The sequence below is a fragment of the Stutzerimonas degradans genome, from assembly GCF_024448505.1.
In the GTDB taxonomy this organism is placed as follows: Bacteria; Pseudomonadota; Gammaproteobacteria; order Pseudomonadales; family Pseudomonadaceae; genus Stutzerimonas; species Stutzerimonas degradans.
Genome location: NZ_JAMOHV010000005.1, coordinates 225,280 through 247,182, shown reverse-complemented (window position 1 = coordinate 247,182; position 21,903 = coordinate 225,280). Strand labels below are relative to the sequence as shown.

The 21,903-nt window shown below is 50.9% G+C and carries 14 protein-coding genes and 1 pseudogene; 5 read left to right on the top strand and 10 right to left on the bottom strand.

The features are described 5' to 3' along the window. The first annotated feature begins 20 nt into the window (after nt 1–20). Complete coding sequence (locus tag NAV27_RS09755) at nt 21–1,040, top strand: hypothetical protein (protein ID WP_146029399.1); 1,020 nt, start codon at nt 21–23, stop codon at nt 1,038–1,040. 6 nt (nt 1,041–1,046) lie between these two features. Here the strand turns inward: NAV27_RS09755 and NAV27_RS09750 are convergent, their stop codons facing one another. The 3 genes from NAV27_RS09750 to NAV27_RS09740 form a co-directional block, all read right to left on the bottom strand. Next, entirely contained in the window at nt 1,047–2,141 is a 1,095-nt protein-coding gene (locus tag NAV27_RS09750) for a YagK/YfjJ domain-containing protein (protein ID WP_102829202.1), read from the bottom strand. A 205-nt stretch (nt 2,142–2,346) separates the two neighbouring features. Further along, nucleotides 2,347–3,846: a YfjI family protein gene (locus tag NAV27_RS09745; protein WP_256055297.1), complete on the bottom strand. Its 1,500-nt coding sequence runs from the start codon at nt 3,844–3,846 to the stop codon at nt 2,347–2,349. A gap of 49 nt (nt 3,847–3,895) precedes the next feature. After that, the gene (locus NAV27_RS09740) at nt 3,896–4,102 is read right to left on the bottom strand and encodes a helix-turn-helix transcriptional regulator (protein WP_003298461.1); all 207 of its coding nucleotides are present in this window, start codon (nt 4,100–4,102) and stop codon (nt 3,896–3,898) included. Between the two features lie 704 nt (nt 4,103–4,806). Between NAV27_RS09740 and NAV27_RS09730 the strand changes: the two genes are divergently transcribed. The 4 genes from NAV27_RS09730 to radC all read left to right on the top strand — a co-directional run bounded on the left by NAV27_RS09730 (nt 4,807) and on the right by radC (nt 8,372). Further along, nucleotides 4,807–5,775 carry a DUF932 domain-containing protein gene (locus NAV27_RS09730; protein WP_102829205.1) on the top strand — a complete coding sequence of 323 codons (969 nt, stop codon included), beginning with the start codon at nt 4,807–4,809 and terminating at the stop codon, nt 5,773–5,775. A gap of 75 nt (nt 5,776–5,850) precedes the next feature. Next, nucleotides 5,851–6,855 (top strand): YqaJ viral recombinase family nuclease, encoded by a 1,005-nt coding sequence (locus tag NAV27_RS09725; protein ID WP_102829206.1) that lies wholly within the window; start codon nt 5,851–5,853, stop codon nt 6,853–6,855. 88 nt (nt 6,856–6,943) lie between these two features. Beyond that, the gene (locus NAV27_RS09720; RefSeq protein WP_102829207.1) at nt 6,944–7,846 is read left to right on the top strand and encodes a recombination directionality factor; all 903 of its coding nucleotides are present in this window, start codon (nt 6,944–6,946) and stop codon (nt 7,844–7,846) included. Nucleotides 7,847–7,874: 28 nt separating this feature from the next. Continuing rightward, nucleotides 7,875–8,372 (top strand): RadC family protein, encoded by a 498-nt coding sequence (radC, locus tag NAV27_RS09715; protein ID WP_102829347.1) that lies wholly within the window; start codon nt 7,875–7,877, stop codon nt 8,370–8,372. A gap of 294 nt (nt 8,373–8,666) precedes the next feature. Here the strand turns inward: radC and NAV27_RS09710 are convergent, their stop codons facing one another. The 7 genes and pseudogenes from NAV27_RS09710 to NAV27_RS09675 form a co-directional block, all read right to left on the bottom strand. Next, nucleotides 8,667–10,409 carry a LeoA/HP0731 family dynamin-like GTPase gene (locus NAV27_RS09710; protein WP_102829208.1) on the bottom strand — a complete coding sequence of 581 codons (1,743 nt, stop codon included), beginning with the start codon at nt 10,407–10,409 and terminating at the stop codon, nt 8,667–8,669. Continuing rightward, nucleotides 10,381–12,129: a P-loop NTPase family protein gene (locus NAV27_RS09705; RefSeq protein WP_232249129.1), complete on the bottom strand. Its 1,749-nt coding sequence runs from the start codon at nt 12,127–12,129 to the stop codon at nt 10,381–10,383. The genes NAV27_RS09710 and NAV27_RS09705 overlap by 29 nt, the downstream gene beginning before the upstream one ends. Before the next feature lies 1 nt (nt 12,130). Continuing rightward, nucleotides 12,131–12,730 (bottom strand): OLD family protein, encoded by a 600-nt coding sequence (locus NAV27_RS09700; protein WP_003298470.1) that lies wholly within the window; start codon nt 12,728–12,730, stop codon nt 12,131–12,133. A 194-nt stretch (nt 12,731–12,924) separates the two neighbouring features. Beyond that, complete coding sequence (locus tag NAV27_RS09695; RefSeq protein ID WP_010794547.1) at nt 12,925–13,962, bottom strand: helix-turn-helix transcriptional regulator; 1,038 nt, start codon at nt 13,960–13,962, stop codon at nt 12,925–12,927. Between the two features lie 525 nt (nt 13,963–14,487). Beyond that, nucleotides 14,488–15,288: pseudogene (locus NAV27_RS09685) on the bottom strand (IS5 family transposase); the annotation flags it as partial. Between the two features lie 92 nt (nt 15,289–15,380). After that, nucleotides 15,381–16,820 carry a hypothetical protein gene (locus NAV27_RS09680; protein WP_146029400.1) on the bottom strand — a complete coding sequence of 480 codons (1,440 nt, stop codon included), beginning with the start codon at nt 16,818–16,820 and terminating at the stop codon, nt 15,381–15,383. Further along, nucleotides 16,817–21,871 (bottom strand): AAA domain-containing protein, encoded by a 5,055-nt coding sequence (locus NAV27_RS09675; RefSeq protein WP_102829210.1) that lies wholly within the window; start codon nt 21,869–21,871, stop codon nt 16,817–16,819. The genes NAV27_RS09680 and NAV27_RS09675 overlap by 4 nt, the downstream gene beginning before the upstream one ends. Between the last annotated feature and the right edge of the window lie 32 nt (nt 21,872–21,903).

The window sequence follows — 21,903 nt, the reverse complement described above, 5'->3', positions numbered from 1 at the left end:
CTCAGAATCTGGACTAAAGAATGGAAAACAGCAATAGCCAAATAATACCTATCACAGAAATTCGGAAAGAATATAAACTCTCAGAGTCAGAGCTCAAAGAAAATCTTATTCAATTAAAAATAGACCTTTTAGTTCGTCGCCCTGGAAATTGTGATATTTACACATCCGGCTCAGCAATCATTCTAAATTCAAATGAACCAAAAACCATAAAAGACCATTACAAGAAGCGAAAAGGGACACCATTTAGCGACGAGCATGACTCCTGCAACAAGCTAAGCGAAAATGTGCTCTTTTTAACTATATCCCTCACAGATTGGCTTGATGCGATAAGTTTCGGCAAGACGTTAGTAAATAAATTCCAATCAATTTACCTTCAGACAACTGAAGGAACACTTACAAAAAAATCAGCACAACAGTTATTTAGAAATGCTCACTCGCCACTTACACCAATATTTATTGACTCAGGAGTATTTCTGTCATCACGAGCAGGAGAGCCATCATTAATAGATTTCCCTTTAACCGAAAACGACATCCATATAACGTCTGACGCATATAGCTCACTAAAGGCCAAACTAACTGGCGACACAAATAGCGAGGCAAACTCAACTATCAAAGACTACTGGATGTCCGAAAAGCTCTTAGTTCTCAACAGAGCGTCTGATTTATTCTTTTCAAGAATAAACCATAACAATCGAGATGAAATTCTCAAAAATATTGAAGACTGGCTAAGCGAAAAATGGAACACCCCTAAAGCTCGCCTTATTGAGCAAGCAGCCTTATCTGTGATCCCAGATGAGCTTTATCGATCAGCCCCAAAAAAAACAAGCAACAAAGTAACTGGTAATCATCGATCAAGCGCACTAACCATAATCAACGAAACTGCAAAAGCTGTCGAAGATAATTTCTTGAAGAAAGGCGGAAGGCGGGACAAAGCACAAACAATAGAAAGCGAACTCATCAATAAACACGGATTCACAAAAATTATGGCTACCGCAGCCACCACCATCATCAGCTTAAAAGTAAAAAAGACAAACAAATAACAGCCTTTAAAGTTCAGAAGCAACCAATCTATAGAGCTTTCTAGGGCGCCCTCTCTTCACTGTATTCTTCTTGGGCATATTACCTCTAAAGAAAGCTCTCCCTTTACATGGAGACAAACGAACCCAGTAATCAATTTTAGTAAGATAAGATGCCACACGATTTTTTAAAGCATCTCTACACCCCGTCTGATCAAAATTAATCATACCTATTCCCAAGTGCCGATATTTCGTCTTCACAGCGTTACAGTTAAAATATGTCCCTGCGCCAGCTGTGACAGAATATTTCCAATGCTCTCCCACCATTTTGCCCAATACACCATCTTGACGACGAACTGAACCGTTATAGAACAATAACAGATGGAGATGAAACCCTTTCAACTGCCCATACTCAAGCTTGCAGGCGAATCCAAGAAGGCTATCAGCTGGCTTTCCCTTGTAAAGATCCCTTTGCATCGCAGCCCAATGCGCTTTCACAAGAGCTAGCTTTTCATCAAATCTATCGTCTTTGTTAAAGAAGTCGGCGCGATAAGAAAGATCAACTCTGACCACAAGCAACCTAGAGTGCTTATCGAAAAGTGCATCTATGTAACTATCCAAGCTGTCTGATCTTTTTTTTGATGCCTTATAAAACCGGCCTTTCAATTTTTTGAAAGCCTTGCCGGACATCTCACTTCGTGCAAAGCAAACGAGACGGTTCATTGCGTCTGAAAAGACCACAGCATCCTTATCAATCAACCTCTCCCAACCATCAAACATAAATGATTCATCGAGACGCTTAATGCATTTATAAAAAACCTCAATGTAAGGATTGACCTCATGAACTGGAAAATGATAATCAAACTTATATACACCTTGAAGTAAACTCAACACAAAATCATTCCCCAGCCTTTTAGCTTTTATCCTCACAACCCCTCTCTCAATGAAGCATGTAAAAAGATTACTCTCTTTACAAATCTCCAAGCGCCTCATCATTTTTTCAATCCTACGCAGATCAAGCAACAAGCTTTCCTCTAGCCTTAGTAGAGGAATCTCTTCAAGATCCTCTACTATCAATCCTGTTACACCTTCATAATCAATCCAGTCTTTATCCTCATACATCATGAATCACCATTACCTCTAACAATGCCATGATGTTGGCATCATGGCATTAAGCATTAATGTAAAGCATCATTGAACTAGATAACCATATGGCTATAGTTAATTAACTATTAAATTAAATAGTAAACCAAAAATTAATACCAACAAGATGCTCATGAATTTAGAGTATTCACAACAAAACTTTGAAGGCAGAGAGGTCCAATCAGACTTAGATCGTTGAGAAGTTAGTGGGATTCACGTAAATCGGTATGGCCGGCATAACGCCCTGCCTTGGGCTGACATCCACATAAATTGTCTTATCACCAGGCCATGAACAATATTGTACAACTCCATTACTTACGAGATAACCAAGCAATCTATCAATAGTATCTTTCTTTCTAAACTTAACCGGTCCATACTGCCTAATATAATTTTTTTTAATCACCCGCCTACCAGACATTCGCAACGTATCTAGCCAAACATCCAACTCTCGCGCGTCAAAATTCTCCCTGGCTGCACAGCTAAATAATTTTATAAAATTATCTGAGTACCACTTAGCGACACCCTCGGCTGCTTTCAGCGTACTGATTGAGATATTCCCAGTAAACCCTTCAAAATAGTGGAACAACGCTGCCAGTCGACAAATTACATCCGCAAGTTTTGAAGCATGATCTCCCAACCCATCCATCAATCCATTTTTGCAAATCTTTGATTCGATTTCATTTGCAATGCCTATCCAATACCGAGAAGCATCATCATCAAAATGTATTAGATCCCTTCCAAAAGCCTTAGCTTCAAATTTCTTCAAATTTCTTACCAGAAGTTGTTCAATGCGCTCATTGAATTTATCCACACACGACCATGTCGCTGTTACACCGTCAATAAACCTGGTGCCTTGCTTAGATTGAGGGCGGCATAATAAGAATCTTGCCAACAGTCCGGAGCCTCTTGACTGCTCTCCCTTATTTTTCATGTACTCTGAAAAAGCACTGTCTTGCACCATCATTGAAACTGTCAACCGCCCTCCAATAAGCTGAAAGCTTTCTGATGCCTTACGATCAACCGTAATACTATCTCCACTCCAAATTGTATTTTGCTTTGAAAGATCGTTAAAAGCTCGACCACCTAGAACCGCTCCCCCCTCACTAGAAACCAAACCCGCCGCAGGCAAGTTTTTATATATTCCATAAAACAGAGCTTCAGATGTTGAGTCCTCATAAAGTATTTTGAATTCTTTTGGCCTCACTGGAAACTCACGACCTAGCGTAACTAGTGCCTCTTCAGCCTCCTTAGTCGATAGTCCTTTCGACATTTGTTTTTCAATATTCCTTAGAACCGCTTTACGCCTAACGGACCAACCGTCATGCGCCGCCCTCCAATCCTGCAGCTTTGCGGAGAACGCCACGGCCTGTTTGGATTGAAACTCCCTAATAGATCTTAAAAAAACGTTGTCAGCCGTAGACTTTCTTTCTCCTGAATTCGCTATAGCTAAAAGCATCAAGGAAACAGGAACCTTCTGATTGTTCGGCTTATTTACGTCTATGAGCCCCTGCAAAGCTATGGAGGCTGCTGTTAATGCAGCATTCAAAAGCAGCCCTCTCGGCGCTTGTATATTGCGCTCCGCCTCATTTATTGCAGAGCTCAACAACGGCAGCGAACTAATTGAAATTCGATCATCGTCTAGCACAACATCACACTCTTTATTCCACTTTTCACCTCTATAGCTCATACCTTTCTCCAGTTGACATTAGACCTACTTACCCATCCCCAATAGCAATCTATTGCGCACCGTTTTCCCTTGATGAAACTATGCACTTCTCAATCCATAAATCTATTTCGGATTCTATCCATCGTACTGCCCCACTCCCAACACGCACCTGCCTTGGAAATTTCTCATCGTAGTGCGGTGAACTTGCATCTAGCTTGTTGTAAATAGTTGACCTTGAAAGTCCTGTTCGATTTAAAACATCTCTAAGACGAAGCATTACCAATGGCTCTAATCTTTTGCTGGACATAATTGCGTTCTCCTTTTGATTGGTTGCGCAGATCCTATAAGCCATGAATCTAGATCCAAAGAAAAATGAGCTAACGTTGCCTAACGTTATGAATTTTGAAAAGGGTAAACAGCATTCCAGCTACTAATAGCTGGAATAGCCATCAAACCTCAGAGCCGTGAGTTCCTAGTTTTGTAGGCCAAACCTGATTCAAAAAGATTTAAGAGATGTATTACCCATAGGAAGACGGGCACGAAAGGCTCGTTTCTACCTTTGGGTATCTTCTTTTGAACAGGAGTCTGAATGATGAGTATTTGCTGTCCTTCCTGCGGTTCTCTTCGAGTCGTGGCTCGCAATCATGGTCGCAAGATCGGCGGTGCTGTCGGTGCCGTTGGCGGTACAGCGAGCGGAGCAGCCGGCGCTATGGCCGGTGCAAAAAGCGGCGCTCTTATTGGGGCTTTCGCTGGTCCAGTAGGGATGACGCTGGGAAGCCTAGCGGGCGCGATTCTAGGTGGCCTGGCAGGTGGAACTGCCGGGGGCCTTGCCGGAGCCAAGATGGGTGAGGAGATCGATTCTCACGTACTCGACAATTATGAGTGTCACCACTGCGGCACTGCTTTTACACAAAGTGATCGCTGACTCCCTTTACCAATCAATGAAACGTTATGACGTATAAACCATAAAGGAGTACTGCAATGGCTCATCTCGTCGAAGCCATGGCCTACGCTGGCGCCACCCCTTGGCACGGCCTAGGCAACAACCTGCCGCAGAAACAACCTATTGAAATCTGGCAACGTGAAGCCGGCATGGACTGGCAAATCCTGGAAAGCCCTGTGCACTTCAAATCGGATGCCATCGGTCACTTGGGCACGATCCATTCCTTTCCGGAACAGAAGGTGCTCTACCGTTCAGATACTAAGGCTCCGCTTTCGGTGGTCTCCAATCGTTATCAAACAGTGCAGCCACGCGAGGTACTGGAGTTCTACCGGGATCTCACCGAGGTCTCCGGCTACGAGCTGGAAACCGCTGGTGTGCTCAAGGGTGGGCGCAAGTTCTGGGCGCTTGCACGCACTGGGCAAGGCACGGCGATCAAGCGTAACGACCAGGTCAACGGCTATCTGCTTTTGGCTACGTCGTGCGACGGTACCTTGGCCACCACCGCAACGCCGACCACTGTTCGCGTGGTGTGCAACAACACCCTGACCATCGCCCTGGACAGCACCAGCCGAGCGATCAAAGTGCCGCACAACACTCGCTTCGATCCGAATATGGTAAAGAAGCAGCTCGGTATAGCCGTCTCGCAATGGGACGACTTCATGTACCGCATGCGCCATCTGGCTGAGCGCAAGGTGCAGTGGCATGAGGCAATGGGCTTCTTTATTAACGTCATGTGCGAGGTCAGTCCGACCAGCCAGCTTCCTGAACAGCTGCCCAACGAGCGCGCCCTGCGCAAGGTTCAGGAGCTGTTCGAAGGCCGTGGCCGGGGCAGTCAGCTGGAGTCGGCCAAAGGCACTGCATGGGGTTTGCTCAATGCCGTGACCGAATACGTAGATCACGAGCGGCGTGCACGCAGCACCGAATACCGGCTGGATTCTGCTTGGTTTGGCCAAGGCGCACAGATCAAGCAACGCGCCCTGGATGCAGCCCTGCAACTCACTGCCTAACCCGCCCCATCTCAACCGTATCGCCCGGTCAGCTTCACGCTGGCTGGGCGTTTTTATGTCTGCAGGAGAAGCATGATGTCAGCCATTTCATTGAACCGCAGCCCCAGCAACTCCCGACCAGCTCTACGCCTGATCAGCACCAAGGAATTGCCTCGCGAAGACTGGCTGCAGATCCGCAAGCAAGGCATCGGCAGTTCCGATGCAGCTGCAGCCGTCGGCCTCAACCCCTACAAGTCGCAGCTGGAGCTGTGGCTGGAAAAGACCGGACGCGATACCGGACTGCCAAAAACCGATCCTGATGATGAGGACAGCCCAATGTACTGGGGCAACGTCTTGGAACCCATTGTGGCGTGGCACTACAGTAAGCGCACCAAAAACAAGGTCCGCCGCGTCAATGCCGTACTGCAGCACCCTGATCCGGAGCTGTCCTGGATGCTGGCCAATATAGACCGAGAGGTTATCGGTGCCGACGACGTGCAGATCCTCGAATGCAAGACAGCCGGCATAAACGGGGCACGCCTCTGGAAAGAGGGCGTGCCGGAATATGTGCAGTTGCAGGTGATGCACCAGCTCGCCGTTACAGGCAAGCAGGCTGCCGATGTGGCGGTTGTGCTCGGTGGGCAACACCTGGAGATTCATCGCATTGAGCGAGATGAGCAGATGATTGCTCGCCTGATCGAGCTCGAACACCGTTTCTGGCAGTACGTGGAAACGGATACCCCACCACCCGCTGACGGTTCAGCTTCGGCCGAGACCGCTCTACGCTGCCTGTTTCCAACGGATTCAGGCGAGACCGTTGATTTCAGCGGTCATGCTGGATTGTCAGCGGCTTACATTGAGCTCAAAGCACTGCGCCAAGCGATTGCCGATAAGGAAAAGCGTGAAGCCCAGCTCAAGCAGATGCTGCAACAGGCCATGGGCGAAGCGGGTCGGGCTGATTTCACCGGCGGATACATCAGTTGGCGTAAAGCCAAAGACAGCATCGGCTTCGACGTGGCCCGGCTACTCAAGGAGAGACCGCACCTAAAAGCCAAATATTCGCTGATCAAACCCGGCGCACGGCGTTTCTTGGTCGGCTAATTTCAACCTCTTCATCACCCCCCCCCTAGGCCAGCCCATGCAGTTCGCGCTGTGTGGCTGGCCTTTTTTCATTTCCAGGAGAACCACCATGCTCAAAGGTCTGGCTATTACTCCGCCGGTGCTCGGGCGGATTTCCATCGGCAAGGTCATCGAAAAGAACGGCAAGCGCCTGCCGGAAAAGGACGATCAATTCACCATCACTTCCCAGGTACAGAGCCGCGACGGTTGGCTAGTGCATCCGCTCAATGATGAGCTGCGCCAAGGTAAAGACGACAAGCTGCGCAGCATTCCGGTACGTCTTTTGTTCAATGAACCGGAGCTGAATTTCCGAGCGGATTACACACTTTTTGACCGGCAATCGGGTCGCCCCGTTTGCGTAGGCAATGGCGAGACCTGCAAGCGGGTTAACCAGGACGGCATGCAGGTACTGCCCTGCCCTTCACCGGATGCCTGCTCGCTGGCTAAAGGCGGTGCCTGCAAGCCGTATGGCCGGCTGAACGTGGTCATTGGCGACGAGGATCCGCTGGGCAGCTTTGTGTTCCGCACCACCGGCTTCAACAGTATCCGCACCCTGGCCGCTCGCCTTCACTACTTCCAGGCCATCTCCGGCAACCGCTTGGCTTGCCTGCCGTTAGAGCTGCGACTACGCGGCAAGTCCACTCGCCAGAGCCACGGCACGCCGATCTTCTACACCGACCTGACAGTACGCAGCTGCATGGACATGACTGAGGCGCTGCGCTTGGCCGGTGAGCTCGATGAACAGCGGCAAGCGGCGGGTTTCGATCAGAACGCGCTAGACGAAGCGGCAAAGCGCGGTTTCGGCAACGGCGCCTTCGAGGACAGCGAGGAAGACGTCGGCGCCATCGTCGAGGAGTTCTTCCCCGCTGAAAGCAGCAGCGATGAGCACCGCTCTAGATCCACCACTCACCCCTCGGGCAAGCCCAGCCTGGCTGAAAAGCTAGAAGCCCAGCACCAATCCCTGAATGCCTGAGCTGACCACCCTGCCAAAGGAGCTGATGATGAGACTGCACAAAATCAAGGCCGGCGAGACCGCTGGCACCTACCTGATCGAATCGCCGGTCACCGAAGCCGACATCCTGCTGATGGCCAAACAGCTGGCCAGCTTACGCCTGCGCCGGGGACGACAACTGACCGCGCCACGGGATGTATTCAGCCACCTGCAGGCCTTGCTGGAGGCCTATGAATACGAAGTCTTCGCTCTGCTGATGCTGGACAGCAAGCACCGGGTCATTGCCTTCCACGAGCTGTTCAGGGGCACCTTGGATGGTGCAAGCGTCTACCCCAGGGAAGTCGTCAAGATTGCTCTGGAGCACAACGCTGCTGCCATGATCCTGGTTCACAACCATCCTTCCGGCGATCCCGAACCTAGCCAGGCGGATCGCGCGCTGACCATCAATCTAAAGGAAGCGCTGAGTCTGGTCGGGGTGCGAACTTTGGATCACGTCGTCGTCAGCCAGGAAGGCTGCGTGTCGCTTGCGGAACAGGGCTGCTTATAAGAGCAACCGAATCCAATACGGCGCTTCCGGCAGTACCTTGGGTCGGTCGTGTGCCAGCCCAACAGCGATTCGGAATTCTGGATGAACTAGCGTGAGCAGCCGCTCGGTTGCTCACGCTAACCGCGGCATCTTTTTTTTGCGCGTTCGCATTACGTGGGCGTGATAAAGCGTGCAGACGGCACCCATGCGTATTTTCGAAACCGAGGCATACTGGCCGCCGATGCAGAAGATAGGTCGGCCTAGCATGACTGGATAACCGATACGACCCAGCCACGGGCCATATCGGCACCGACACTATACGGAAGCTAGAGCAGGTCTCGCGACGGTCCCCGGAAGCTCCAGGGCCTTGAGTTTCTGCTGAACAAGCCTGACTCTCTCCCTGCTGGCCCGTATTTCATCGCTCTTTCCGTCTATTTCCGCGACGATTTTCTCGAACTGTTTGATCTGTGGAGCGAAGAATTCAAACACTCGCTCATCGTTACCAAGCACATCATATATGTCTTTGAAAGCATCCTTGATTAGTTCGGCAATCGAAGCCTTTGTCTGCAAAAGCTCTTGCTCTAGTTCACGCTCCTTATAGGCTCCGTAAAGATCTGCCCCAAGCGTAAAGGCCGCGCCCGCCGGCCCCGCCCACTTGGAGATATTCCCCGCTAGCTTTGTTGCTTCCCACGGCTTGAATTTATAGACGTAACCCGTCAGCTTGCCGAGTGTGTCGCGTGCGACAAATATGGTGGCCTTGATAGCCTCAGGGCTTACGCCTGCAAGGCTCTTTGCGGCTCCGCCCAATGATTTGAGTGCGCCCTGCCCCATGGAGCTGACAAAGCTCTCGCTTGAGTTGAGCTGGCTTCCAATATCCCGCGAAAGGCGGCTGGTCACAGCAGACGACATGTCGAAGAACCTGTCGATCACGGTCTTGATTTGACCATGCAATATGTACCCTGCGCCTTGTTCAGAATAACCAATCTCGTCGTCGAGAAAGCCCCGAATATCCTCGAGCGCCAGCGGTCGCAGCCGCCCTAGCAAACGACTTTCGAGCCCCCGAAGCTCGTTGAAGGCTTCTCCGGCCAAACGCTTTACCTCGCGTCTTCCTTGGCTGATATCGTCCCTGATGCGAGCAGACTCCTGTTCATTCTGCTTAGCAAAAACCTCCAACTCCATCAACTGACCTTCTGCATAGGCCACTCTCTGGCCCACCAGATCCCTGACGACGTCCAGTCCCGTCTTAGCAATAAGCACTTCGGGCACGTTCGTTTTAAGAATCTGACCGGTCACAGCCTTGAGATCGTTTATTCGGGAACGACTTTCATACTGCTCGGGCTTACCGAACCAGAAATTCAGGCCGCGGCCATTTGGGTTGGAGGCAATGCAACAGATGTTTAGGCGAGCCATCTCGTCAGGACTGAGGTTCGCAGCTCTCTGCAGCTTCGCCTTGAGGTTGTCTTTTTTTATGACGGCCTGTTCCTGGAACAGAGCCTGCTCGGTGAGATCCGTAACCTCGTCCATCTTGTTAATCACGAACACGGTCGAGGTCAGCTTGTTGAGGTCGCGCAGTACCCACCTGACTATATCGGTGTGACTGTCCTTCAAAGGATTGGTCGCATCCACCACGTACAGAACAAGGTGAGCCTCGGATATGTAACGTTTGGTGACGTCCTCATACATCACCTGCTCCCCATCAATATTCTTTTCCTTATCGCCAAAGAGACCGGGTGTATCGACGATCTCACACTTGTCCGGCAAACCCTCGGGCTTATAAATCGCCAGGCGGTCGGAAGACTCATCCATGTCGATTTTCATGTCATCCATCACCTTCCCAAGCCAAGCGGCGATGACGCTGGTTTTCCCATCGGAAAACGCCCCGAGCAATGCAACTCGGAGCACATCGGACCGAACAGACTGCAGGGCCGAAGCAATCTTTTGAAGATCGTCGTCTACATCGATGCCAACCTTGCCAAGCTCAACCACGACTTCGCGGAGATTTTCGAGCGTATCGATGGCAGCCTGCTTTTCAATATTGAACTGCTTGAATTGTTCCATATGGCATCTTCTCTAAGTTTTCTTTTAACTTTGTCATCATCGCGATCTGTTTTTCGAGTATCTTCTCTGGCCGACGCAAGCTGTCATACAGATCATCTACCTGGGAAAGCATGTCCTTGTAGAAGGCGCCTTCGATTGTGACTACGAGACTTTCAACCTCCTTTTCTAGCCCCTGCAGGACTTCGTCCTGAACTTCCTCAATCTTTTCTCTCACCTGCGACTGGGCCTTTCTGATGCGTTTGTCCTTGCCGCCAAACAAGCTCACCAGACTCATGAGCAGTCCAATCGCCGCACCTACTGCCGCCCCGATTGCATTGCCTACTCCCGGAAAAGCGCTACCAATACCGAAACCGGCCATCGCATAGCTGCCGATCTGAAAGGCCATCGAACCAAAATCAAGGAGCCCGAGTCCCCAACCCAAGTCGTCTTTGCTCTCTAGTGCCCACTTGTGGCCCGCCTTAAGATCCACACGTTGTTGAAACTCAACACGTTGAACATCCTCAATCAAACGTGTCATTGCCTGCTGAAGCAGTTGCTGCAACTGCTCAACATTTTCAACCAGATTTTTTTCCACCCCCTTGGCAGCATCCTTCTGGAGTTTCCTGTAGGCTCGACCGATCTCATCCTGGATACGCTCACCCTCACCGAAGTGCTCGGCGACAATTTCGTCAGACCTATCAATCAGATCGTTAAACAGCCCAATCCACATAGTTTTTCGGCCGGCATAGACCAGTCGCTTGAAGCTCTTGAGCGATTCATCAAAGGCAGAGCGGCATTTTTCGAACTCGGGCTCAATGCTGAGCATGAAGGCCCGATGCCCATTCAGGCATTCATGGAGAACGGTCAAGTTCTCGGCAAGCAACTCTCTCACCTTGATTTTGTTGCTTTCGACAATGTCGTCTCTAAACGTATCGATTCTGCTATGCAGGACTTGAGCGACAGCCTTTATCTGGCTGAATTCATACATTTGCCTCGTCGAACCGAAGTACTTCAGGTAATTGCGCTGCTGAATGACTAGGTCACGATTACGGGTGGGATCAATGGTTGTACTGGCCGTCTTCGCGTCGTAGGCCAGCGAAGAGAAGGCCAGCAAACCCTGTACGCAATGGCCCGACAGCAGAACCTCTGTTCCTAACACCGACTCCAGTACTTCAACCGTCTGCTCCAACGCAGCGCCAGCTCCACCCTGCTGCGCCAGTGAAAGACGATCCTCCTCGAATTCATACGCATCGGCACTGCCGCGCACATTGAATAGGGGGCAGACTTTCGTACCGCGACGTAGATACGAGCGGATCTTTTCTGCCGTGGCCCTTTCCGGTTTTTTGTGCGTTCCGTTGACGTAGAAAACCAGATGCGCCCTGGCAATCGCCTTGCGAACCTCGTCAACGTACCGCGCCTCATCACCCTCAATCCCCGGAACATCGACAAGCAGAAAGGTCTTATCCCTGTAGTTGAGGGTGTACGTCGTATTGCCCTTGGTGAAATCGGCTTCACCGGTTCCGATGATAGAGCCATCTACCCGACGTGCCGATTGCCTGTGCCGTTCGAACTCGACCAGCAGCTGCGTCAGCCTGGGAAGGTCATCATTGAGCAATGGCCGTAGCACCGGTGAAGCGGCTTTTAACACTATTTGCTTCGGGCTTTCGGGCACAGGTGCCGGAACCGGAGTATTGCGCGTAGCGGCATCGAACAGATCGCCGAACTCCTCAGGACGCCCCATCTCAACCCCCGATCAGCATGCTGAAGATTGCATAAGCGCCTGCTCCAGCTGCGAGACCTGCCGCCGCAGCGAGCGCCAGCATTCGCCTGACTCTTGCGCTCATATCTTCCCGAGCAATCTTCAGGCGAGCCTCCGCCTCATCTTGAACAATCGCGGAAAGCTGCCTTGTGCTCTCGCGAATGGATGCAATCTCGGCGGCGTGCTCGGCGTAAACTTTGTTCAGTCCGGCACGCACCCTTTCAATGTGTTCAAGCAGCGCGCACTCGAAGGAAGCGAGGTTTTGATCGTTCTCCTCCAAAAGCTTCCGGCGTGACTCCTCCTTGAACAGGATCCGAAGCGATTCGATGATCGTGCTCTTGCCCGCGTTTGTTTCACCAAAGAACGCCATGGTGAATCTGTCCCATTCAGCATGCTCTTCAAGAAACTCCAATTCCTGATCGAACCCTTCCTGTATTCCACGAAGTCTGAGCATCATGTTGCTCAGTTGTTGCTGGCCGTCTTTATGGTCCACCTTTAGCTCAGCAATGTCCGCCATGGCATTGGCTATGCTCTGGGACACATCGCTATATAAGCGGCTGAAATTTTCGGCGGTGCTGGTCATTATCATGCTCTCTAATTAAATTGCGCAGCGGTCTAGCCGGGCGATTAGGGTGCTCTAGGCTCTGTACAAAAAGTCGATCAGCCTTGGAAAGAAGAGCTGAAGCGGCCTCGAAAAATGCTTTCAGACTCAAGATTCGGCATGTTTCGCTCGTTCTTGAGACTTGTAGATCAGTTCAAGTCTTTCCGCAGCAAAACCTAACGCAGCGGCGTATCGGTCCCGCTTTCGGTCGTTCGGTACATCTTGCGCAGAGACTCAAGTCGCTGCCTTATTTCGTCCACCCAGACTTGGGGCGCATGTACGTGAATCTGGTCGTTCAGCCCGAAAATCCACCAAAGCGTTTCCCTATCCAGTGGCACATGTGCGACGAGCCGTGGCCAATCACTACCGGAGCGCACGCTAATAGTTTGCTCACAGCTCAACGGCGTCTCTCTCAGCAGGGCGGCGAGCTGAGGGTGGACATCGGCAATGAGTTCGACCTGCTCATCGCCCTCGCGTAAATTGAAAACGCCACTCGCGATGTATCGGTCAACATCGAAGTCTTGATGACGATCGGCAGCGAGGTTGAGGATTTCGGCTTGGTGAATACGGTGAAGCGCAAATTGGCGGAGATCACCGTAGCCCTCGACGGAACCCAGCAGGTAGCTGATAGAGTGACGGGAAACTAGGCCTGCTGGATATATTCGGAGACTCGTCAGCGCCTCCTTGCTGCGGCTGCAATAGCCAATTTGAAGCTGTCTCTGCGTCAATAGCGCCTCAGACACGATTCCCCATACGCCAGGTACCAGCTGTGCCGGCAACAGCGTTTTGCCGTTGGGCAATGCCCGTACACGACGCGCCCAGTCCGCCAGACCGTTCCGACCCAGACCGTCGAGGTAGTTGCGTGCTCTGTGAAACTGCGGGCGCAACTGATCAATCACACCTTGGGGAAGAAGCGTCGCAAGATGGCTTTCGGACAAATAAAGCGCCAATGCGGTTGGCGTATCCATCTCCAAGAGGTTCAGCGGCGCATTGCGAGTGAAGCTCCAGCGAAAAGGCGTCTCGCTGTCGTCGCATTGCAGAGAGAACGGTGTAGAGAGTCGATGCAGGTCGCGCTGAATTGACCGGAGCGTGACAGAGAAGCCACGGTCCCTTAATTTCTCTAACAAGGTAGGCGTAGCAATCCGTCGAGGCTCGGTTGGAATCAACCGTAGCAGAGCGAAAAGCCGGAGTAGCGTATCCTTCGCTTCAGACATAGAAATCCTTAAGGTCTGCTTGCGCGCCAGAATCGCAGCGTCAAATAATAGCAATCGTATCAAGCCCCGATATCACAGCGCCATCACACAAGTGCAGCAGCTAAGGAAACGCATCAAGTCTCGAGCTCATACGCCGTGGGGGGCCAGCTCCAGCACGCCTCGTTGGTTGCGCTGTAACGCCATACCGGGCGAAGCAAGCCCGAGAAGAGCTAAACGCAACCTCAGCAGGCGCTCAGCCACCCTCACTTCACGAATGCAACCGGAAGAACTGCTCGAGCCGGGCCTTTAGTATCTCCCGCTGCGAAGCAGGTACGTGCTTCAGCGACTCGCTTCCACACTTAGGACACTGGGTGAACCAGTCGCGCCCTATGACAAGCGCATCACTTAGCGGGATAGTAGTTTTTGTCCAGGAGCAACGGGTGCACATGAAGGTAAAGGGGTGGGGTTGTCTTGGCATCTCGAACGCTCGTAACCAATTGGTGCAGTCAAGCTAATCGAAGCAGGCGACAGACGGTGTCGCAGGTGCTGCTGCTTAATCACCCTGAACGGATGCTCGACTTTGGATCGTGTCTGCGCCTTGGCTGTTCTTGATCTTGCGCTCGGCCTTGTAAAGGGCACTGCGTTTGCTCAAATGCGTGTAGCTGCTGCTCGGGGCTGCGATCTGCCAGATGACCTCGCGCCCTTCACCCTCGGGGCGCTTCTCCACTCCAATGTATCCCGCGTCAGCACAGGCCACGCTGTCCGGCGCGCCCGCCACGCTGTGCACCAGCCCCGACTCGTCATCCACACCGATGTGGGCCTTCATGCCGAAGTAGTACTGGTTGCCCTTCTTGGTCTGGTGCATCTCCGGGTCGCGCTTGCCGTCCTGGTTCTTGGTCGAACTGGGTGCATGGATCAGCGTGGCATCGACGATAGTGCCCTGGCGCAGCGACAGGCCGCGATCCCCCAGGTAGCCATTGATTACGCCGAGGATGCCGGCTGCCAGCTCATGTTTCTCCAGCAAGCGACGGAAGTTGAGGATGGTGGTTTCGTCGGGAATACGCTCCAGGTTCAGCCCGGCAAACTGGCGTAAGAACGTGGTCTCGTACAGCGCCTCCTCCATCGCCGGATCGCTGTAGCCGAACCAGTTCTGCATCAGATGTACACGCAGCATCGCCATCAGCGGATACGCTGGACGGCCCCTTCACCCTTGGGGTAGTGCGGCTCGATCAGGGCAACCAAACCCCTCCACGGCACCACCTGATCCATCTCGATCAGGAACAACTCGTTACGGGTCTGCTTGCGCTTGCCGGCGTACTCGGCGTCTGCAAAGGTCATTTGCTTCATCGGGAAACTCAGGCAACGGGATCGGCTATTTCACCAGAAACGGGAAGTCTTCTTCAGGATTTCCCTAAGCATCGGGGACGAATAAAGCACCTCTACTTGTTGCCGTTCAGGTCAGCCAACCTCCCCAAGTATCTTGGCTTATTTTCAGAACTGTACTCATCAAGAATAGACCTAACTAGCCCCTCAACATTCCTCACGCGAGCTGGATCCTCAGTGATATATCCAAACGGAATTGGCACAGGGTAACGGTCAGGCACCACAAGATGATAGATAACTACTGCAAAGCAGCCGCTCAGCATAAAGACCTCTAGAGGCGCCAAGGTTTCAGACTCAACAAAACCGTGCAAATACTCTTTCGCTTCTGCGCAATCGTTATTAGCAGCCTTTTTCGACTGCCAATCTTTGCTAGACGACAGGGGAATCAGAATCTCCACCTCAAAAGCATGCCTGTCGTTTCGCTTGCTTTTCAAACCCGCAAACTCAACGAACTTACTTAAAGCTTGACCATGGCGAGAGCTTTTACCCCACAACCCATGGGAGCATGGCGCGAGCCAGGTAAGTCTTGTGGCAACCTCACGCTCAGAATCAGAAGTTTTCTCATGGTGCTTTTTCAATAGGGAGCACACCTGATCCCAATTTCTATTCAGCTGTAAAGAGCCATAGATTCTTACATCGCCACGGCGCTCATCCAAACCAAACGACAATGCACGTTGAGCAACCCCTCTGAAATCCATCCATCCACTCGAAAGAGTATCAATCGTTTCTGAATCGCCTAACCTATCTGCCAATCGAACAACATCATCAACATTGTCGCGCCCATTAAGGCTATGCAGCATAGCTGCACGGCGCTCAAAATACTCTTCTTCCTCGGCTATTCCCTTTTTCACCTCAAAACTTAAATCGAGACTATCAGCATCAAGGCACAACGCCTCTTCAACAAGAAAACACACATCTGAGCTCTTCCTCACGTCGCTTATCTTGTACAACTCCGGGACAGAATCTTGCTGATCCTGTCCAGTCAAATCACCGCGACGAAATATTTCGTGCAAATTATTCTGAAATGCACCGACCGCCCTTTCCTGTGAAACAGCCCTTACCTCAACACCTGCATCCAGGAGAACTGCTCGTTTTGTACTTGCAGATGAAACCTTCCCTCCAAGGTAGGAGAACGTTAGCAAGTCAAAGGTGAATGATCGCCGATACTCATGCCTAGACCTGACGCTGGGAGAGTCTTCATTTCCTGAGAAAAGTCGAAGCCCTTTTTCTGAAAGACCAATCCGCCCATCTGGCTGGACAGAAACCTCGCCCTTCTGGAAAAAGGGTGTCAGTGCCGTACTCAACTCTTTCGAAGTGAAACCGAAGTATCTAGCTATATCAGCCGACATCAAAGGAGAGACTTTCAACAAACGCAGCAAGAACTCAGAAACGAATGGAAGCCCCCCCTTCTCAATCAGAGAATACTCAATTCTGAACTGCTGCGCTGGCACACAGATATCAACTTCAAACAAAACCAAAGCTTCACCAGCCATCATGCAGCTCCTTTTGCATTTACTACCGACGTGATCCTGTAGCGCTCACCATCCTGACGCTCTTGAATATAAGTGGCAACCCTACCCAACGGCAGGTCCGCGTTCCGCCCTGCCCACATACTCATGTCACCGACAATAACCAAACGATCCATGGCTCGGGACATTGCCACATTTATTCGATTCGGCAACCGCAAGAATCCTGGAGCAAGGTCTGCAGAGGATCGCGTCAGAGAAACAATGACAATGCGATTTTCTTTTCCTTGGTAACTATCAACAGTGTCAATCTTGACCAATTTTTTGAAATCTTCCGACCATGTCTTCTCGGCAAATTTTTTACGAACCAATTTCTTCTGCTCAGAATACATGCAGATGATCCCAATAGGAGGCTCCATAGTTTCTGTCATTTCCTCAACTAATGCTGAGCTGAATTCCATGTCGCTTTCGATATCTTTGAGCATCCTTATTATGGAGTTTGCCTCTGCATGGTTTACCAAGCTCGTACTGCCTTGCTGCTCCGAGTGATTAGCTTGTTTCCCGAGAACGCCCGTATCCAGCCAAGTTACGATTGAACCGATAACATTTGGGGCATTCGAAAAGCATTCCGGCACAGGCCGCGCACCAGTCATTAGCTCACCACCGTAGAAAACCTCCGAAACTAGATCCCCGATCGGTGGTTGCATACGGTACTGAACCTTCAGTGTGGCACTGACACCTCGGCCATAAGCAGACTCAAAAGCGCGCTCGAAATCGCTACGCATGATCCGCCGAAACTCGTCTGACTGACTATGCAGTCCCAAATCACGGGCGATGGCCTTGAGATGCTCGTCTGCATAGGTTGGGGGAAGCTGCCGATGATCCCCTACCAACAGAATTCGGCTTCCCACCTGCATGGCAATCGCCAGCTCGCTGGGTGAAGAACGTGCAGCCTCATCGATAATGACCCAGTCAAACCGGTTTTCAGCAAGTTTCAAGTGCGGTAGACCAACGCCTACACAGGTACCGCAGACCAGTGTTCTGGCGCGCATCAGAAACTCATCGTAATTAGCGCCATCAGTGGCAATACGTTGCAGCAACTCCTCAGACAGCTTGATCAGATCCATGCATCGCTTAAATTCATGCGGCCTGACACCATGGCTGGCGGTAACACTGGCATAGGCCTGCTCAAGCATATTCCGAGCAGTAGACTCTGGGGCTGCAGAGATACCATAGTCATTGGCAAGCGCCTCAAGCAGATCCTCCTGCATTCGACTCAGGCTTGCGGTCAATTGCTTGGACTCGAGAGTGCCCTCACCAGCATCTTGCAGATCCTTATCCAGGCGTTCAATGCTTTTGACCAGTCCGTGAATCCTCGACTCAAGCTCAACCAGGCTCGCGATAAATCCGGCGCTAACCCCAAGCGAGGGGGCCATCAGAGACAAACGCCTTTTTAGCTCAGCGCTAAAGCTCGATTGTTGCTGGGTAACAATCGACTTGGAATAGACATCCTGCAACTCATCTGAGACTACCTGTTCGCGGTTACTGAAACGCACAACATCGAGATCGGTATTCAATCTGCGGCAGTGGGCACGAATGCGCTCTGCCGCAGTATTTACAGCCTCATGCGACTGGCTAACAAGAAGGATATTCCTAGCCCCCTCTTCACTTATCAGGTAGTGGCAGAATGCGGCAATAAACTCAGTCTTACCGGTACCGGGCGGCCCCTGCAAAAAACCTACTGGCCCGTTTGTTATCAACTTTGAAAAAGCATCCTTCTGCGCATCGTTTAAACCAACAATCTGCCCACTTGAAGTCTCTCGCTGGTAGACTGCGAAACCTTCCTCAGTTGGCGGCACAGAAAATCGCTCAGGAACTATACTGCAGCCTTCGTCAAAATAATCAACCAACCCTGTTACAACTGATTGACGGCCCAATATACGCTCTATCGCCCGCTTACGACGAGTCAGCGAGGACCTGTTCTTATTGCTTTGAAGATAGAGCACATCATCAGTCTTTATAGCAGCCCTGGTTTTTCCTGAGTACACTAAACACAGGGCAGACTTTGTGCTTTTGCGAAGATCTACCTCACCAATATTGATTTGCTTTTCACCGTCCTTCTTGATGAGATTAATTTTGTCATCAACCTCGAACGACTCTAAAATCTCCCCATTGGCTGTATATGGAATCATGAGACCAGTTTTGTCTTTATTAAAGACAGGCTCACCCGACACTTCAAGTGTTGGCAGCCCCTCGACCTCTGTATCCATAATAGCCTTCCAGACTTTACTAGTCTGAATAGACCTCACTTTTATCTCTGGAACATGCTCTTCTGGGGTATCACTGTCAGCAGCCAAATCGGTGGAGTTTTGCGCACCTTCGTCCCCCTGGTTTTCTGAGGAAGCACGGGCAGCATCTAGAATACTGGCAACAAGCTCATCAAACGCCAGATTACTCCCCATAAAGGCTGACAGCTCTTTAAGGCTGCTAATTTTTGTAACAGCAACATTAATTTCGACATCAATCTCAAAGTCTGCGTTACGCTCGATCCAGTGCGGCACAGCCTCCTGCTGACTGGGCTTAAACCCCCTAACAAAGGATTTCGAGGCCCTCTCATATGCAGCTGAAAAACTTCCACCCACGCCACTAAAAGTAACAACAGCCTGTTTAGTATCCTTGGCATCAGGCTTGACACTGACAAAAAGGCGTCCATTGTCAGGATAAATCGCGTAATTGAGCGGGTCATTTCCGCGAACATCTACTGAGATGATCTGCCTAACTTGCTTCGGACAGAACTCGCGATTAAGAGCGTCATTAAATCGCTCTAGCGCAACGAAGCCTGAATCGCTCTGTAACTCCTCATCAATTGCCTTACGCAGCTCAGCCAGATCATGTTCCCCTGACTGATCCCAGTCCATACCGAGTAACTCTACCGCCATACGCATAACAGCAAAATTATCACGCTCGAAAGGTGTGCAACTTTCAGCGAGTGGACTGTATCGATTATTGAAAGGTTCGTCTCCTGAAATCGCGAGATCTGGAAGGTCAAGTAGGTAAATCTGAGCAGACTGCTCGCAATCAACCGGCACTACGACTTTGATATTCCCAGGATGGAGATCTCCGTGACTCAACTGCTGCTCATGCAGGCACTCAACTGCAGCAATCAACTTACGGATCAGCTCTTCGGCTCGCCGCGAACTCAGTGGTGATAATTCGTTCCAGTGTTGGCCATCAACAAACTGTTGAACTAGAAAAGGAGTACCGCTCCGCTCGTACCCAAACTGCTCTATCCCTGGTAAAAACTCGTAGCCACTTTTTTTCAGCAACTCGATCTTTTCAAAAAAACTGAGCAATAAAGGCCCCTGCCCCCCCTGTGGAGCATCTGCATGGATCGTAGGCCATAGTTTTACAATGCAATCACCCGACCGATAGACCTCCTTTTCAGGGGTATCAATGACTTCCTCATCCTCTGGGTAAATTTTGTAAATCCTGACACTTGAAGCGGAAAAACGCTCAAGTTGTGACTGATCGAAAGCAAACTGTGCTGTATCTTCCGGTGTTAGCTGGTTCAACTCGTCCAGCAGCTCACCCGCGTTGGCGTAGCGTGAGCATGGATTGTGTTCCACCGCCTTGGCGAGAACACCTGCGTACCATGTATCCGAACCCAGGATGTCATCCCGAATGCTATCGATGTAATCGGCATTCAGCTTGAGAGGTAAGGACTTGGCTTGAGCCAAGTGCCAGCAAAGGAGTCCAAGCGCGAAAACGTCACGATGGAACGGCGTACCACCGTGCCCTTCATCAGTACGATCTTCTGGAAGAGCAATAGAGCCAATACTCAGCTGGTCACGACGCGGTCCAACCGTCCCTGCTGGCTGATGATAGGCTGCAATGAAGTTGGACAAAGCAATGGCGCTGGATGGCGAGAACCATACGCTATGGTCGCCCAAATCACGGTGAGCGACCTTAAATCCGTGCATGGCAGCGAACTGCGCGACCAAGTTTTTGGCCAACTTTACCCGATCACTCTCGTCAAAGTTCTGCGCATACCGATTGATGAACTCGTTGAGCCGGTAGTGACTTGCCGGAAGCTCGCACAGTTCAGAAAACTCCTGAGTGACGGACTGCACGGAGGGGTTTCTGATAGGGCGCAGACAACGCTTGGCCAGCTCATGATCCCGCTGCCCCAGATAGACCAAAACATCTCGCTCCCTGGAAAGAATCTTGAAGCGCCCCTCTGGGGTTTTGGCATCTACATCATCGAGCTTATTGAAGTCCCACAAACGTAAAAGAGCACGATCGGCCTTGTTATTTTCGTTTGCAGCCTCGTACTCAACATAAACCTCCCCGGGATGCTTGAAAATCGGCTCCCCCTGCGCTCGAAACCCATCAACCATGAGTTCCTTCGGCTTGACACTTCCCTGATTGAGCAGCTCATCAAACACATCAAAATATTGATTCAGACCTGCCGCCTCGGGATGCGGGCGAAACTTATTATTAAATTGACGCTCGTTGGCCAGCTTCAAGAAGTCATCGAGATGCATTACATGCTCGCGCTCATTGTCAGGTAGCTGATCAAACGTACACTTACCGCTCAAGACCACACAAAATTTTATATTTGGCACAATCCCCTTCGGGAATTTCTGCCTAACTGCATTGAGCTTTTTTTTGAGTAGAAAGACTTTATTCTGAGTAACCGAGATTGGTGAGCGATCACGCTCATCACCATTCTGGTACCACTTGCCACCATGGCTGGTGATAACACCATTCCAATGCTTTAGCTCGACGATGATGACGTTTTTATGGGTCACAACGACGAGATCGAACTCGCCTTCTTTTCCGCGCGAGTCCGCAAAACGAAACCCTGCATACCCCTTCCAGGGCCACATACCAGAAGGATGATCGGCCCCTTTGCCTTTCAGAGACAGATTACTGAGCTGCTGAGCCAGAGACTTACCACCCGTTGGAGCGACCGTACCAGGTTGTTCTAGTTCAGGCTCGCCCTTGAAGGCCTTACGCATGCTCTCGATAGCTTCGACCTCATGCCGCAGCAGGCCTCCTTCCCAGTAACGTACTTCCATTTCTAATCTCCATAACTGCACCACCGCAGCTC

Excerpts from the sequence above, each read along its gene's own strand:
- NAV27_RS09755 (WP_146029399.1), top strand. The coding sequence starts at position 21 with ATGGAAAACAGCAATAGCCAAATAATACCTATCACAGAAATTCGGAAA.
- NAV27_RS09750 (WP_102829202.1), bottom strand. The coding sequence starts at position 2,141 with ATGATGTATGAGGATAAAGACTGGATTGATTATGAAGGTGTAACAGGA.
- NAV27_RS09745 (WP_256055297.1), bottom strand. The coding sequence starts at position 3,846 with ATGAGCTATAGAGGTGAAAAGTGGAATAAAGAGTGTGATGTTGTGCTA.
- NAV27_RS09740 (WP_003298461.1), bottom strand. The coding sequence starts at position 4,102 with ATGCTTCGTCTTAGAGATGTTTTAAATCGAACAGGACTTTCAAGGTCA.
- NAV27_RS09730 (WP_102829205.1), top strand. The coding sequence starts at position 4,807 with ATGGCTCATCTCGTCGAAGCCATGGCCTACGCTGGCGCCACCCCTTGG.
- NAV27_RS09725 (WP_102829206.1), top strand. The coding sequence starts at position 5,851 with ATGTCAGCCATTTCATTGAACCGCAGCCCCAGCAACTCCCGACCAGCT.
- NAV27_RS09720 (WP_102829207.1), top strand. The coding sequence starts at position 6,944 with ATGCTCAAAGGTCTGGCTATTACTCCGCCGGTGCTCGGGCGGATTTCC.
- radC (WP_102829347.1), top strand. The coding sequence starts at position 7,875 with ATGAGACTGCACAAAATCAAGGCCGGCGAGACCGCTGGCACCTACCTG.
- NAV27_RS09710 (WP_102829208.1), bottom strand. The coding sequence starts at position 10,409 with ATGGAACAATTCAAGCAGTTCAATATTGAAAAGCAGGCTGCCATCGAT.
- NAV27_RS09705 (WP_232249129.1), bottom strand. The coding sequence starts at position 12,129 with ATGGGGCGTCCTGAGGAGTTCGGCGATCTGTTCGATGCCGCTACGCGC.
- NAV27_RS09700 (WP_003298470.1), bottom strand. The coding sequence starts at position 12,730 with ATGACCAGCACCGCCGAAAATTTCAGCCGCTTATATAGCGATGTGTCC.
- NAV27_RS09695 (WP_010794547.1), bottom strand. The coding sequence starts at position 13,962 with ATGTCTGAAGCGAAGGATACGCTACTCCGGCTTTTCGCTCTGCTACGG.
- NAV27_RS09680 (WP_146029400.1), bottom strand. The coding sequence starts at position 16,820 with ATGATGGCTGGTGAAGCTTTGGTTTTGTTTGAAGTTGATATCTGTGTG.
- NAV27_RS09675 (WP_102829210.1), bottom strand. The coding sequence starts at position 21,871 with ATGGAAGTACGTTACTGGGAAGGAGGCCTGCTGCGGCATGAGGTCGAA.